Source organism: Pseudomonas sp. CROZ-RG-20F-R04-15, from assembly GCF_022662375.1.
Lineage (GTDB): Bacteria > Pseudomonadota > Gammaproteobacteria > Pseudomonadales > Pseudomonadaceae > Aquipseudomonas.
Map to the genome: position 1 here is coordinate 92,466 of NZ_JAKNQL010000010.1, position 13,005 is coordinate 105,470.

At 60.5% G+C, this 13,005-nt stretch carries 11 protein-coding genes; 9 read left to right on the top strand and 2 right to left on the bottom strand.

The window, feature by feature from the left end; translation table 11 throughout:
* Positions 1 to 40 precede the first annotated feature (40 nt).
* Positions 41 to 514: an Lrp/AsnC family transcriptional regulator gene (locus L8H52_RS16525; protein ID WP_242207909.1), complete on the top strand. Its 474-nt coding sequence runs from the start codon at positions 41 to 43 to the stop codon at positions 512 to 514.
* A gap of 130 nt (positions 515 to 644) precedes the next feature.
* On the opposite strand, the gene lpdA is transcribed toward L8H52_RS16525, so the two are convergent.
* Entirely contained in the window at positions 645 to 2,045 is a 1,401-nt protein-coding gene (lpdA, locus tag L8H52_RS16530; RefSeq protein ID WP_242207908.1) for a dihydrolipoyl dehydrogenase, read from the bottom strand.
* Positions 2,046 to 2,256: 211 nt separating this feature from the next.
* Here lpdA and L8H52_RS16535 point away from each other — a divergent pair, with 211 nt between their 5' ends.
* The 8 genes from L8H52_RS16535 to cfaB all read left to right on the top strand — a co-directional run bounded on the left by L8H52_RS16535 (position 2,257) and on the right by cfaB (position 11,514).
* The gene (locus tag L8H52_RS16535) at positions 2,257 to 4,218 is read left to right on the top strand and encodes a protease modulator HflK (protein ID WP_242207907.1); all 1,962 of its coding nucleotides are present in this window, start codon (positions 2,257 to 2,259) and stop codon (positions 4,216 to 4,218) included.
* Positions 4,215 to 5,240, top strand: a complete 1,026-nt coding sequence (locus L8H52_RS16540; protein ID WP_242207906.1) for a protease modulator HflC — start codon at positions 4,215 to 4,217, stop codon at positions 5,238 to 5,240. The genes L8H52_RS16535 and L8H52_RS16540 overlap by 4 nt, the downstream gene beginning before the upstream one ends.
* Positions 5,237 to 6,286 (top strand): protease modulator HflK, encoded by a 1,050-nt coding sequence (locus L8H52_RS16545; protein ID WP_242207905.1) that lies wholly within the window; start codon positions 5,237 to 5,239, stop codon positions 6,284 to 6,286. The genes L8H52_RS16540 and L8H52_RS16545 overlap by 4 nt, the downstream gene beginning before the upstream one ends.
* Entirely contained in the window at positions 6,283 to 8,190 is a 1,908-nt protein-coding gene (locus tag L8H52_RS16550) for a heavy metal translocating P-type ATPase (protein WP_242207904.1), read from the top strand. Before L8H52_RS16545 ends, L8H52_RS16550 begins: the two co-directional genes overlap by 4 nt.
* Before the next feature lie 111 nt (positions 8,191 to 8,301).
* Positions 8,302 to 8,553 carry a hypothetical protein gene (locus tag L8H52_RS16555; RefSeq protein WP_150774640.1) on the top strand — a complete coding sequence of 84 codons (252 nt, stop codon included), beginning with the start codon at positions 8,302 to 8,304 and terminating at the stop codon, positions 8,551 to 8,553.
* A gap of 64 nt (positions 8,554 to 8,617) precedes the next feature.
* The gene (locus L8H52_RS16560) at positions 8,618 to 9,463 is read left to right on the top strand and encodes a DUF692 domain-containing protein (RefSeq protein ID WP_242207903.1); all 846 of its coding nucleotides are present in this window, start codon (positions 8,618 to 8,620) and stop codon (positions 9,461 to 9,463) included.
* Complete coding sequence (locus L8H52_RS16565) at positions 9,454 to 10,242, top strand: DNA-binding domain-containing protein (protein WP_242207902.1); 789 nt, start codon at positions 9,454 to 9,456, stop codon at positions 10,240 to 10,242. The genes L8H52_RS16560 and L8H52_RS16565 overlap by 10 nt, the downstream gene beginning before the upstream one ends.
* 84 nt (positions 10,243 to 10,326) lie before the next feature.
* A complete protein-coding gene (gene cfaB / locus L8H52_RS16570) occupies positions 10,327 to 11,514 on the top strand; it encodes a C17 cyclopropane fatty acid synthase CfaB (protein WP_158955426.1) in 1,188 nt (395 codons plus the stop codon).
* A gap of 29 nt (positions 11,515 to 11,543) precedes the next feature.
* Here the strand turns inward: cfaB and cls are convergent, their stop codons facing one another.
* The gene (gene cls, locus L8H52_RS16575) at positions 11,544 to 12,983 is read right to left on the bottom strand and encodes a cardiolipin synthase (protein ID WP_242207901.1); all 1,440 of its coding nucleotides are present in this window, start codon (positions 12,981 to 12,983) and stop codon (positions 11,544 to 11,546) included.
* Positions 12,984 to 13,005: the final 22 nt, after the last annotated feature.

Genomic DNA, 13,005 nt, shown 5'->3' on the forward strand with positions numbered 1-13,005 from the left:
TGCTGGTTTCAAGCGCCATGACTAGCGGAATCTGCCAAAGATGAAACTCGATGCCTTCGACCGCAAGATCCTCGCGGCCCTGCAACGCAATGGACGCCTGAGCAATGTCGAACTGGCGGACGAAATCGGCCTGTCGGCCTCGCCGTGTCTACGCCGCGTGCGGATGCTGGAAGAGGCTGGAGTGATCCGCGGCTATCAGGCCAATCTCGATCGTGATGAAGTCGGGCTGGGGTTGACGGTGTTTGTCGGGGTCAAGGTCGAGCGCCATAACGACGAGCAGGCCGGGGCGTTCTACAAAGCCGTGACCGCGTTACCGGAAGTGATTTCCGCGTTTCTGGTGTCGGGGGAGTCGGATTTTTTGCTGCAAGTGGTGGTGCCGGACTTGCGTGCGTATGACCGCTTTCTCAGCGGCTGCCTGTTGAAGTTGCCCGGGGTCAGCGATATTCGCAGCAACTTTGCCATTCACACGGTGAAGACGCCGGGGGCGTTGCCGCTTGGACATCTTCCGCTTTAGCCCGGGTGGCCCGCATTCGCGAGCAGGCTCGCTCCCACCGTTGACCGCGTTCCTTCTGGAAGACTGCGGTCGAATGTGGGAGCGAGCCTGCTCGCGAATGCGGTGGGTCCGCCAATAAAAATTCCGAAACCTACATCTGCGTTGCCATCCCCTCGACATTCATTGCCGCCTGGCGCAACGCCTCTGACCGCGTTGGATGCGGATGGCACGTCAACGCAATGTCCTCGGCCGACGCACTGAACTCCATCGCCACACAAAACTCGCCAATCATTTCACTGACGCTCGGTCCCACCAGATGCACGCCAAGTACTTCATCCGTGCGTTCGTCGGCGAGGACTTTGGCAAAACCCTCGGTCTCATGGTTGATCTTCGCCCGGCTGTTGGCGGTGAACGGGAACTTGCCGACCTTATAGGCGCGGCCCTCGGCCTTGAGCTGCTCTTCGGTCTTGCCGACGCTGGCCAGCTCGGGTCGGGTGTAGATCACGTTGGGGATCAGGTCGTAGTTAACTTCGCCAGCCTTGCCGTGGATCTGCTCGACGCAGGCCATCGCTTCGTCTTCGGCCTTGTGCGCGAGCATTGGCCCGGACGTCACGTCGCCGATCACCCAGACGCCAGGGGCTTCGGTGCGATGCTGTTTGTTGGCGAGCATGCCGCGTTTGTCGGTGCTGAGGCCGACGTTTTCCAGGCCCAGGCCTTGGGTGTACGGGCGGCGACCGATGGCTACCAGCACGTAATCGGCTTCGAGCAGTTCAGCTGTGCCACCCGCAGCAGGCTCGACGCTGAGCTGTACGCCGTTGGCGGAAGACGTGGCGCTGGTGACTTTCGAACTCAATTTGAAGGCGATGCCCTGTTTGCTCAGTGAGCGTTGCAGGGTTCTACCGGCCTCGCCATCGACGCCGGGGCAGATGCGGTCGAGGTATTCGACCACGGTTACCTGAGCCCCCAGTCGCCGCCACACCGAGCCCAGTTCCAGGCCGATCACGCCAGCACCAATCACCACCAGATGTTTTGGCACTTCGCTCAGTGCAAGCGCACCGGTCGAATCGAGGATGCGTTTGTTATCGATCTCGACGCCGGGCAGGGGAGTGGGCTCGGAACCGGTGGCGATGATGATGTCCTTGGCAGTCAGCCCCACTTTGTTGCCCTGAGCGTCAGTCACCGCGACTTTGCCGGGGCCGTCGATGTGGCCCCAGCCTTTGATCCAGTCGACCTTGTTTTTGCGAAAGAGAAATTCGATGCCTTTGGTCAGGCCGGCCACGCTTTCGTCTTTCTGCTTCATCATTTGCGCGAGGTTCAGCGTCGGTTTGACCTCAATGCCAAGGTTGGCGAATTCCGCTCCCATCGCCGCGTCATACAGTTCCGAGGCATGCAACAGGGCTTTGGACGGCATGCAACCGACGTTCAGACAGGTGCCGCCGAGGGTCGCGCGACCTTCCACGCAGGCGGCCTTGAGGCCCAACTGGCCGGCGCGGATCGCCGCGTTATAACCACCGGGGCCGCCGCCCAGAATCACTACGTCATAGTTGCTCATGCGCTTGCTCCTGATTGATGGATGCGGATCGCTAAAAGTAGTTCTGGATAAAAATTACGAACGTAATATGTGCGTTTGCGGACATTTCGGTCAAGGCTTCAGGCAAGCGACAGGTTGGGCATCTTTGAATACGGGTAATTGTGTACGAATATTTCACGCTTTTCGTTATATCGTAACGATATGAACAGCGAACCATTGAATTTGGGGTGATATGCAAGTCGATCTGGAGGTGGATGGCACGCAAGTGACCGGACTGCCGCGCTTTCAACAGGCGGCCGTGCAGAGCCGACGCTTGCGACGTTGGGCGATCGGCCTCGGCGGATTGGCCGGGGCAGGGTGGATACTGGCGTTTTTTGTCGGCCTGTTTGTTCCGCAATCATTATGGTTGCCGTTGCTGATCAATCAGAGCGCGGCGCTGCTGGTGCTGGTTGCCGGGTTCCAATCGGCTTGGTGGGTGACGCAATGGCGCGCGCGGGCGATCAATCCTGGCGCGGTGACGATGGTTGCTGTGGACGAAGAGTCGGCGCCGCAGGGCTGGTACGAGCGATTATTGGATCGCTTGAGCCAGCGCAGTTTGCATCTGCTCGGCCAGATCGGTGCGGCGACCCTGTGGTTGGGCGGCTGGGCGCTGCTGGTGGTGTTAAGCATCGACCCGGTGTGGAACCTCGCCTTGCCTGCCGCGGCCGTCGGTGTATCCGCAACTGTGGGCGCGACGCTGACATTGTTACTGGCGTTCGGCTTACTGGTGCTGGAGCGACAACTTGCACAGGAAAATCCCGCGCAATGGCCGGAAGCGGGCTCATTGGCACAACTGACGCGTGTGGCGATCATCACGCTGGTGCTTGCGGCGCTGTGCTTGCTGTTCGCGAGCGAGAACGCCGTTTGGCCGGTTCGCGTCGCCGTTCTGCTGGGAATATTGCCGGGATTGGTCGCGATTGAGCTGCTATTGCGCGCCGTTCTTTCGATTTTCAGTCCCCGCCGCGAGCAACTTGAACCCACCTTGCTGGCGCGCAGTTTTGTCGCCGATATGCTGCGTTGGCCGCCCCAGCCGTTACTCGCATTGCAGCATGAATTGCACAACCGTTTTGGCATCGATCTGCGGCAGATCTGGGCGTTCAGCTACATGCGCCGGGCGTTTCTGCCGGTGCTGGCGTTGGTTGCGGCCGTGGGTTGGTTGCTGACCGGCATTCATGAAGTCCCCCTGCAAGGCCGAGGCATTTATGAGCGTTTCGGCGAACCGGTGCAGGTGTTCGGCCCGGGATTGCACACAGGTTTGCCGTGGCCGCTGGGGCGCGTTTTGATCGTTGAAAACGGCGTGGTGCATGAATTGGCAACCAGCGTTGGCGAGAATCCTGCGCCACTGCAAGCCGATCCTGCTGAAGGCCCGGCGCCCTTCACCGCTAATCGTTTGTGGGACGCCAGTCACGTCAACGACAAGTCGCAGGTCATCGCCAGCAGCCGTGGCGATCAGCAGAGCTTCCAGATCGTCAACATGGACGTACGCTTCGTCTATCGCATCGGCCTGAGCGATCAAGCCGCGCTGGCCGCGACTTATAACAGCGCCGATGTGCCGACGCTGATTCGCAGCACCGCCAGCCGGATTCTGGTGCACGACTTTGCCTCGCGCACGCTCGACGGTTTGCTCGGTGCAGACCGGGTAGGCCTGGGCGAAGAGATTGGGCGTGCGGTGCAAAGCGATTTGCACAAGCTCAACAGTGGCGTGGAAATTCTCGCCACGGTCGTCGAAGCCATTCACCCGCCGGCCGGTGCCGCCAATGCCTATCACAGCGTGCAAGCCGCGCAGATCGGCGCGCAAGCGTTGATCTCCCGCGAGCGTGGCGCAGCGGCTGAAGCGAGTAATCAGGCGCAGTTGCAGGCCAGCCTTGCTCGCGATCAGGCCAGCGCCAATGCGCGGGAAACCAGTGCCACGGCGCAAGCGGCGGACCTGAGATTCAGCGCCGAGCAAAAAGCCTATGCCAGTGCCGGGCAGGCCTTCGTGCTCGAGCAATACCTCGGCCAGCTCAGCCAAGGTTTGAGCAAAGCCAAATTGCTGGTACTCGATCATCGTCTGGGTGGCAGCAGCAATGCGCCGACCATCGACCTGCGTACCTTCTCGCTGCCGGCTGACCCGACGCCCGCGCGCACCACCGCTCAACCAGGAGTCGCCCATTGAGCCAGTCGCACACGCACGAACCGCATGATCACAGCGGCCACGATCACGACCACGGCGGACATCACCATCACCACGGTGTGCCGGAGGAGGCGGGGCCGTTTCCGTGGCGACGCATGGGCTGGGCCGTGTTGCTGGTGGCGTTCGCTATCGCGGCGGCGAGCCTGGTGCAAGTGCGCTCCGGTGAAGCCACGGTTATCACCCGTTTCGGTAATCCGTCGCGGGTGTTGCTGGATCCGGGTTTGAGCTGGCGTTGGCCGGCGCCGTTCGAAGCAGCGATTCCGGTGGATCTGCGGCTGCGCACGACGTCCAGCGGCTTGCAGGATGTCGGCACGCGTGACGGTTTGCGCATCATCGTCCAGGCCTACGTGGCGTGGCAGGTTCAGGGTGATCCGGACAACGTGCAGCGATTCATGCGCGCCGTGCAGAACCAGCCGGATGAGGCTGCGCGGCAGATTCGTACCTTTGTCGGCTCGGCACTGGAAACCACAGCCAGCAGTTTCGATCTGGCAAATCTGGTCAACACCGACGCCAGTCAGGTGCGCATCGCCGACTTCGAAGCGCAGTTGCGCCAGCAGATCGATCAGCAATTGCTCGCGACCTATGGCGTGCGTGTCGTGCAAGTCGGCATTGAGCGTTTGACCTTGCCGTCGGTGACGCTCACCGCCACGGTCGATCGCATGCGCGCCGAGCGTGAAACAATTGCCACCGAGCGTACGGCGATCGGCAAGCGCGAAGCCGCGCAAATTCGTTCCGCCGCCGAGCGCGATGCGCGAATTGTGCAGGCTGACGCCACGGTGAAAGCGGCAGAAATCGAAGCGCAATCTCGCGTCGAAGCCGCACAGATCTATGGCCGTGCCTACGCCAGTTCGCCGCAGCTGTACAACTTGCTGCGTTCGCTGGACACCCTTGGCACCATCGTCACGCCAGACACCAAACTGATTCTACGCACCGACGCCGCGCCATTCCGCGTGTTGGTTGACGGCCCGCCGACACTCGACAGCAAATCCGGATCGCAGCCATGAGTGAAGAAGTTCCACGTGGAACACATGCGCCGAACAGTCCGTGGATTCAGGCTGGGCGTTTGGCATTTTTTGCTTTGTATGCGGTGACGGTACTGGCCGCTTTGGCGTGGGCGGTTTCCAATGTGCGGCAAATCGATCCGCAGAATCGCGCGGTGGTTTTGCACTTCGGCGCGCTGGATCGCATCCACAACGCCGGACTTTTGTTGGCCTGGCCACAGCCATTCGAACAAGTGATTCTGTTGCCGGCAGCCGATCGGGTTATTGAGCGTCGCGTCGACAATCTGCTGCGCAGCGACGAGGCGCTCAAGGCTGATCGGGTCGCATCTTTCGCAACACCCCTCAGCGATGCACTGGCCGGTTCTGGTTATTTATTGACCGGTGATGCCGGTGTGGTGCAACTGGATGTGCGGGTATTTTACAAAGTCACCGACCCTTATGACTTCGTCTTGCAGGCCGATCATGTGCTGCCGGCGCTGGATCGATTGGTCACCCGCAGCGCTGTGGCACTGACGGCCGCGCGAGATCTGGACACTATTCTGGTCGCTCGACCGGAGTTGATCGGCGCCGACAATCAGGCTGCCGAACGTCGTGAGCGGTTGCGCGGTGATCTGGTACAGGGCATCAACAAACGCTTGGCCGAGTTGAAGGCGAGCGGGCAGGGCATCGGCATCGAGGTGGCGCGGGTCGATGTGCAATCGAGTCTGCCCGATCCGGCGGTCAGTGCTTTCAATGCGGTTTTGACGGCCAGTCAGCAAGCTGACAAAGCCGTGGCCAACGCACGCACCGACGCCGAGAAACTCACGCAGACCGCCAACGAACAAGCCGACCGCACGTTGCAAGTCGCTCATGCACAGGCCGGGGAACGCCTCGCCAAAGCGTCTGCCGACACCGCCACGGTATCAAGTCTGGCCAGCAGCACCGACCCGCAAATGCTCCTGCGCCTGTATCGCGAGCGCATGCCGAAGATTCTTGGTCAGGCGGGATCCGTGACCACGGTCGACCCAAAAGACGATTCCCGCCTGATCATTCAGGGAGCCAGTAAATGACCGCGACGACCGCTGCACCGAGCTTGTTGTCCTCGGCTGAACAACGCCGCGCTGCCCGGCAACTGACCTTGGCCATGCTTGCGCTGGGCCTGCTGGGTCTTGGTTTGATCTGGCGCTGGCTGGTGCCAGAGCAAACCGGTGTCAGCCAGTTGCTGTTGGGTTTTGCTTCTTTATTGGTCGCCGTGCCGGTCATGCGTTCGGCGTGGTACAGCCTGCGTTATCCGAGTCTGCACGGCATTACCGATCAACTGATTGCCTTGGCGATGCTTGGCGCATGGGCAACCGGTGATCTGCTGACGGCGGCGTTATTGCCGATCATCATGATCTTCGGCCATGTGCTGGAAGAGCGTAGCGTTATCGGGTCGCAGGAAGCGATTCACGCCCTCGGCCAACTGACCCGCAGCCATGCGCGCAAGGTGCAGGCGGATGGCGCGATCATCGAAGTGGACAACGGAACGTTGAAAGCAGGCGACACCGTTGAGGTGCGAGCCGGTGATCGGGTGCCGGCAGATGGGCGAATCCTGTCTGGCCAGGCCAGCCTCGACACCGCTTCGATTACCGGCGAATCAGTGCCGGTCGAGGCGGGCGTCGGAATGAGCGTATTCGGCGGCGCGATCAACCTCGACGGCCTGTTGCGCATCGAAGTGACGCGAACCGGCGATGAGTCGACCCTCGGCAAGGTCATCGCGCTGATGCAGAACGCCGAGCGCTCGAAGCCGCCGATCACGCGTTTGCTTGAACGTTACGCCGGCAGCTACATGGTGCTGGTGTTGTTGCTGGCGGCGGTGACCTGGTTCATCACCAATGATGCTCAGGCAATGCTCGCCGTGTTGGTAGCCGCGTGTCCCTGCGCGTTGGTGTTGTCTGCCCCGGCGACAGCAATTGCCGGTGTGGCAGTGGCGGCACGGCATGGGATTCTTATCCGTAGTTCAGCATTTCTCGAGGAACTGGCGGACCTGACTTCGCTGGTGGTCGACAAGACCGGCACGCTGACTTACGGCACCTTGCGCTTGCAGTCGATCGACAACCCGCGCGCAGAGTCGTCCACCCTCATGGCGCTCGCCGCCAGCCTCGGGGCGGCGAGCAGCCACCCGGTCAGTCGTGCGCTCGCAGGGTTGGTCACTCAAGATCAGTGCCTACCCTTGAGTGATATCCACGAGCGTCAGGGACTTGGGGTCGTGGCCATGACCGGGCAGGGCGAAGCGGCGCTCGGCCGCCCGGAGTTGTTCGCACAACTCGGCATTATTACGACAACGGTTCCCGATCATGACGGCCCCATCGCCGGCCTGGCACTGAACGGTGAGTTTCTGGCCTGGCTGCTGCTGGCTGACAGCGTCAAACCGGAAGCGCGCTTTGCCCTCAATGAATTGCGTGAACTGGGTCTGGGTCGACAGCTGTTGCTCACGGGCGATCGCCAGAGCGTGGCGCAGTCGCTGGCCAAGGATGTTGGTTTGCACGAGGTCGAAGCCCAGGCGTTGCCCGAAGACAAACTCAATCGCGTGCTCAAGGAAATCGACAACGGCTTCCGTCCTATGGTGGTTGGTGACGGCATCAATGATTCGCTCGCGCTCAAGGCGGGCGTTGTCGGTGTGGCGATGGGCGCGGGTGGCGCGGACATCGCGCTCGCCTCGGCAGACATAGTTTTGATCGGCAGCGACCTGCGCCGCCTCGGCACGTGCGTGCGCCTCAGTCGTCAGTGCCGCAGGACGTTGCAGGTCAACGTGATCATTGGTCTGGGCTGGACGCTGGCCATCGTCGTGTTCGCTGCGTTCGGCTGGCTCGGCGCTGCCGGGGCGATGATCGCCGCGCTGCTGCACAACCTCAGCACGCTGCTGGTACTGGGTAATGCTGGGCGGTTGCTGCGCTTTCAGGAGCCGTTATTGAAGCTCAAGGAAGACCGTTGAACATTATTTTTGATCTTCTGTAACGCCGTCGGGGGCGCTCTCTCTAGTGCTATGTCGGGACTGAACAAACCTTCCAGCCGACACCCCTGACGATTACCGAGGATAAGAAAAATGACCATCAAGACCGCTGCTGCTGGTGCCGCTCTCGCTTTGGCCGCCGCTACCCTGTTTGCCGGTGTTGCCACCAACGCGATGGCCGCTGATGCCAACGTTCACTGCTATGGCGTGAATGGCTGCAAGGGCCAGAACGACTGCAAAACCAAAGACCACGCGTGCAAAGGCCTGGGTTCGTGCAAAGGTCAGGGCTTCAAGGCGATGACTCAGGCGGCTTGCGAAAAAGCCGGTGGCAAGGTTGGCGAATAACTGACCGGTTAGTGTCGCCGCAGTGGTTTGCGCCACTGCGGCCACTTTTATCAGGAGTCCGCTTATGTCAGCTTCTGTACCTTTCCTGGGTTACGGCCTCGGACTGCGTAGCGCTTACTACCAGCAGATCCTCGAGCAGTCGCCGAATGTCGACTGGTTCGAAGTGGTCTCGGAAAACTTCATGGTGCAGGGCGGCAAAGCCCTGTATTACCTCGACGCCATCGCCGAGCGCTATCCGCTGGTGATGCATGGTGTATCCCTGTCCATCGGCGGCCCGCATGCCCTCGATCCGGACTATCTCAAACAACTCAAGCAACTGGCCGATCGGGTCCGACCTGCATGGATCTCCGATCATCTGTGCTGGAGCCGTGGCAATGCCCATCAGTTACATGATCTGCTGCCACTGCCATACACCGAAGAAAGCCTGGATTACATTGCCGGCCGGGTGAGGCAGGTGCAGGACACCCTGCAGCGTCCGTTGGTGCTGGAGAATGTCTCCAGTTACGTGCGTGCTGTCTCGGATGACTTCAGCGAGTGGGAGTTTCTGGCTTTGCTTAGCCGGATCAGCGGCTGCGAGTTGCTGCTGGATGTGAACAATGTCTATGTCAGCTCGCGCAACCACGGCTTCGACCCGTGGGCGTTCATTCGCAGCCTGCCCGTCGACAAAGTCCGCCAATTGCATCTGGCGGGGCACAGTGACTACGGCGATTACGTGATCGACACTCACGACCATCCGGTGAGCGATCCGGTCTGGGCGCTCTATCAACGCACACTGGAACACTTCGGCCCGGTGGCCACATTGCTGGAACGCGACGACCATTTTCCACCTTTCGAAGCACTGCTCGCTGAGTTGCAAAAGGCACGTGAGCTGGGTGACAAGGTCTTGGCCGGGAGGCAGCAATGCGCCTGAAAGAATGGCAACTGGCGTTCGAGTCGTTTCTGCTCGACGACGACGCTACGGCGAATCTGATCCTGGGCAAAAGCCTGATCGGTGGCCCGACGCTGGATGTCGGCACAGGACTGGCGATCTATCACAATGCCTACAGGGCCCGTCTTCTCGAAGTCCTGCGCAATGACTTCGTGGCGATCTTGCACTGGATGGGTGACGACGAATTCGATCGGCTCGCCAGTTCTTATCTCCGCCAGTACCCGTCCGGGCATTACAGCCTGCGCTGGCTGGGCAAAGGTTTCGCAGGCTTCATTCGCGAGCATCTGGTGCCGGAACAAAGCGCGCCACTGGCCGAACTGGCCTCGCTTGAATGGGCATTTACGCTGGCGTTCGATGCGCCTGCGGGTCAGCCATTGACGCTCGAATCAATGGCGATGCTGGCCGCAGAGGAGTGGCCTGAGCTGCGGGTGAAGCCGACGCCTTCGCTGCAGTGGCTGGAATGCCGCTTCAACAGCCTTGCGCTATGGCGTTCGGTGAAAGAAGAATCCGAATTCCCTGACAGCACAACGCTCGAAATCCCCCAGACCTGTCTGATCTGGCGCAGCGAACTGATCTGCAATTACCGCAGTCTCGATCCAGCCGAAGCTACAGCCCTCAATGGCCTGCTCGACGGCGGCTGGAATTTCTCCGAACTGTGCGCAGAGTTAGCAGTCATTTATGGTGAGGGCGCGCCACTTCAAGCTGTTAGCTGGTTGAAACAGTGGGTTCAGGACGGTTTGCTGGAGCGTCTGCAACGATAGATACGGCTAATCAAATCGATAGCCTGCTATTTTTCCGGGATGGTCTACCCTCAGATCTGACGTCTGAAACAAGGGGGATTTTCCATGCTTGCGCAACTTCCACCGGCCTTACAGAATCTGCAGCTACCGCTTCGCCTGCGACTCTGGGACGGCCATGAGTTCAATCTGGGGCCGACGCCCAGCGTCACCATCGTGGTCAAGGACCCGCAGATGGTCACCCAGTTCACCCACCCAAGCCTTGATGCGCTCGGAGCGGCATTCGTTGAAGGCAAACTGGAACTGGAGGGCTCGATCAGCGAGGTCATCCGGGTCTGCGACGAATTGAGCAACGCCTTGCTCGGTGACGATGACGACAACCAGCCGGTGCGGGCCTTGCACGACAAGGAAACCGACGCCAAAGCCATCTCCTATCACTACGACTTGTCCAACGCGTTCTACCAGCTCTGGCTGGACAGCGACATGGCGTATTCCTGTGCGTATTTCGAAACGGGCAGCGAAACCCTGGAGCAGGCGCAACAAGCCAAATTCCGCCATTTATGCCGCAAGCTGCGTCTGCAGCCTGGCGATTATCTGCTGGATGTCGGCTGCGGCTGGGGTGGTCTGGCACGTTACGCCGCGCGGGAATTCGGCGCCAAAGTGTTTGGTATCACGCTGAGCAAGGAACAACTGGAACTGGCGCGTGAGCGGGTCAAGGCCGAAGGTCTGGAAGACCAGATCGAACTGCAACTGCTCGACTATCGAGATCTGCCTCAGGACGGGCGTTTCGATAAAGTGGTCAGTGTCGGCATGTTCGAGCACGTCGGCCACGCCAATCTCGCCGAGTACTGTAAAACCCTGTTCGGCGCGGTGAAGGAGGGCGGTCTGGTGATGAACCACGGCATCACCGCCAAACACACCGATGGCCGTCCGGTGGGACGCGGAGCCGGGGATTTCATTGAGAAGTACGTGTTCCCCAACGGCGAGTTGCCGCACTTGTCGATGATCTCGGCGGAGATCAGCGAGGCGGGCCTGGAAATTGTCGACGTTGAAAGCCTGCGCCTGCACTACGCGCGCACGCTGGATCACTGGAGCGAGCGCCTGGAGGACAACCTTGAGGCCGCGGGCAAACTGGTGCCGGATCAGGCACTGCGCATCTGGCGCCTGTATCTGGCCGGCTGTGCTTACGCTTTTGCCCGGGGCTGGATCAATTTGCACCAGATCCTCGCGGTGAAGGCGCATCCGGATGGCAGCCATGAACTGCCATGGACCCGTGACGACATCTACAACCCTTGAGCCTTTCCCTCTCCCTTTGGGAGAGGGTTTCAAAGAATCGGCGAAATTAGCCGGGCGATGCGCATGCCGACTTGTTGCAGGCGGTGGATCTCCCGGCTTTCTTCTTTGGCGATTTCGTAGGCTTGCTCGAAATCGGCGATGAGCATGGTTTCCACACGGGCGGCAAAGTCACTGTCAACGGTCAGCAGCATCACTTCAAAATTCAGCCGGAACGAACGGTTGTCCAGATTGGCACTGCCGATGGCGCTGATTTCGCTGTCGATCAACACCACTTTTTGATGCAGGAAACCGGGTTCGTAACGGAACACTCGCACACCAGCGCGCACCGCTTCGAATGCATAGAGGCTGGAAGCGGCGTAAACGATGCGGTGATCGGGTCGCGAGGGTAGCAGCAGACGCACATCGACGCCGCGCAACACCGCCAATCTCAGTGCGGCGAACACAGCCTCGTCGGGGATGAAATATGGGCTGGTGATCCACACTCGTTCGGTTGCCGCGTGGATGGCTTCGACAAAGAACAGTGAACAGGTTTCATAGGCGTCGGCCGGGCCGCTGGCCAGCAGTTGGCAGAGCACGCCGTCATCCGGGTATTCGTCGGGCAGGATCAGCGGCGGCAGCGTGCGTGCGGCCCAGAACCAGTCTTCGGCAAAGGATTCCTGCATGCACGCGACCACCGGGCCGCGCACCTTCACATGGGTATCGCGCCACGGTGCCAGCGGTGGTTTTTCGCCCATGTATTCATCGCCAACGTTATGCCCGCCGACGAATCCCACCACGCCATCGACCACGACGATCTTGCGGTGGTTGCGGAAGTTGACCTGAAAGCGATTGAGCCAGCCGCTGCGCGTGGCGAAGGCTTTCACCTCGACGCCGGCATCGCGCAGCGTCTGCACATAGCTGTGGGGCAGGGCGTGGCTGCCGATGCGGTCGTAAAGCAGATGAATCGATACGCCTTCGGCGGCCTTCTTCAGCAGCAGGTCGCGCAGACGCTGGCCGAGTCGATCATCGTGAATGATGAAAAACTGGATCAGCACCGCTTCTTTCGCCTGATCGATGGCCTGGAAAATCGCCTCGAATGTGGCCGTGCCGTTTACCAGCAATTGCACTTCGTTGTTCGCCAGACAAGGCATACGTCCCAGTTTGGGCATCGCGCGTAACGAGGCGTAGGCATTCGAGGCGCGCGCGGTCAGGGCTTCTTCCACCCACGGGCGCCAGTTCAGTTCGGAGATGGCCTGACGCATCTGTTCGTTGGCCTGACGCCGCGCCTTGATGTAACCGTCAAACGTGCTGCGGCCGAACACCAGGTACGGAATAAGCGTGAGGTAGGGAATGAAGATCAGCGACAATGCCCAGGCGATCGAGCCTTGAGCCGTGCGTACGGTGAGCACCGCGTGAATCGCGGCGATCAAGCCGAGGGTGTGTATCAGGGCGATCAGATAACCGAAAATGTGCGGTCCAAAATAATCCATGGGGCAGCCTTGCTCCGGAAGA

Bases quoted from the DNA above. Each gene is read 5' to 3' on its own strand.
- L8H52_RS16525 (WP_242207909.1), top strand. From the start codon at position 41: ATGAAACTCGATGCCTTCGACCGCAAGATCCTCGCGGCCCTGCAACGC.
- lpdA (WP_242207908.1), bottom strand. From the start codon at position 2,045: ATGAGCAACTATGACGTAGTGATTCTGGGCGGCGGCCCCGGTGGTTAT.
- L8H52_RS16535 (WP_242207907.1), top strand. From the start codon at position 2,257: ATGCAAGTCGATCTGGAGGTGGATGGCACGCAAGTGACCGGACTGCCG.
- L8H52_RS16545 (WP_242207905.1), top strand. From the start codon at position 5,237: ATGAGTGAAGAAGTTCCACGTGGAACACATGCGCCGAACAGTCCGTGG.
- L8H52_RS16550 (WP_242207904.1), top strand. From the start codon at position 6,283: ATGACCGCGACGACCGCTGCACCGAGCTTGTTGTCCTCGGCTGAACAA.
- L8H52_RS16555 (WP_150774640.1), top strand. From the start codon at position 8,302: ATGACCATCAAGACCGCTGCTGCTGGTGCCGCTCTCGCTTTGGCCGCC.
- L8H52_RS16560 (WP_242207903.1), top strand. From the start codon at position 8,618: ATGTCAGCTTCTGTACCTTTCCTGGGTTACGGCCTCGGACTGCGTAGC.
- L8H52_RS16565 (WP_242207902.1), top strand. From the start codon at position 9,454: ATGCGCCTGAAAGAATGGCAACTGGCGTTCGAGTCGTTTCTGCTCGAC.
- cfaB (WP_158955426.1), top strand. From the start codon at position 10,327: ATGCTTGCGCAACTTCCACCGGCCTTACAGAATCTGCAGCTACCGCTT.
- cls (WP_242207901.1), bottom strand. From the start codon at position 12,983: ATGGATTATTTTGGACCGCACATTTTCGGTTATCTGATCGCCCTGATA.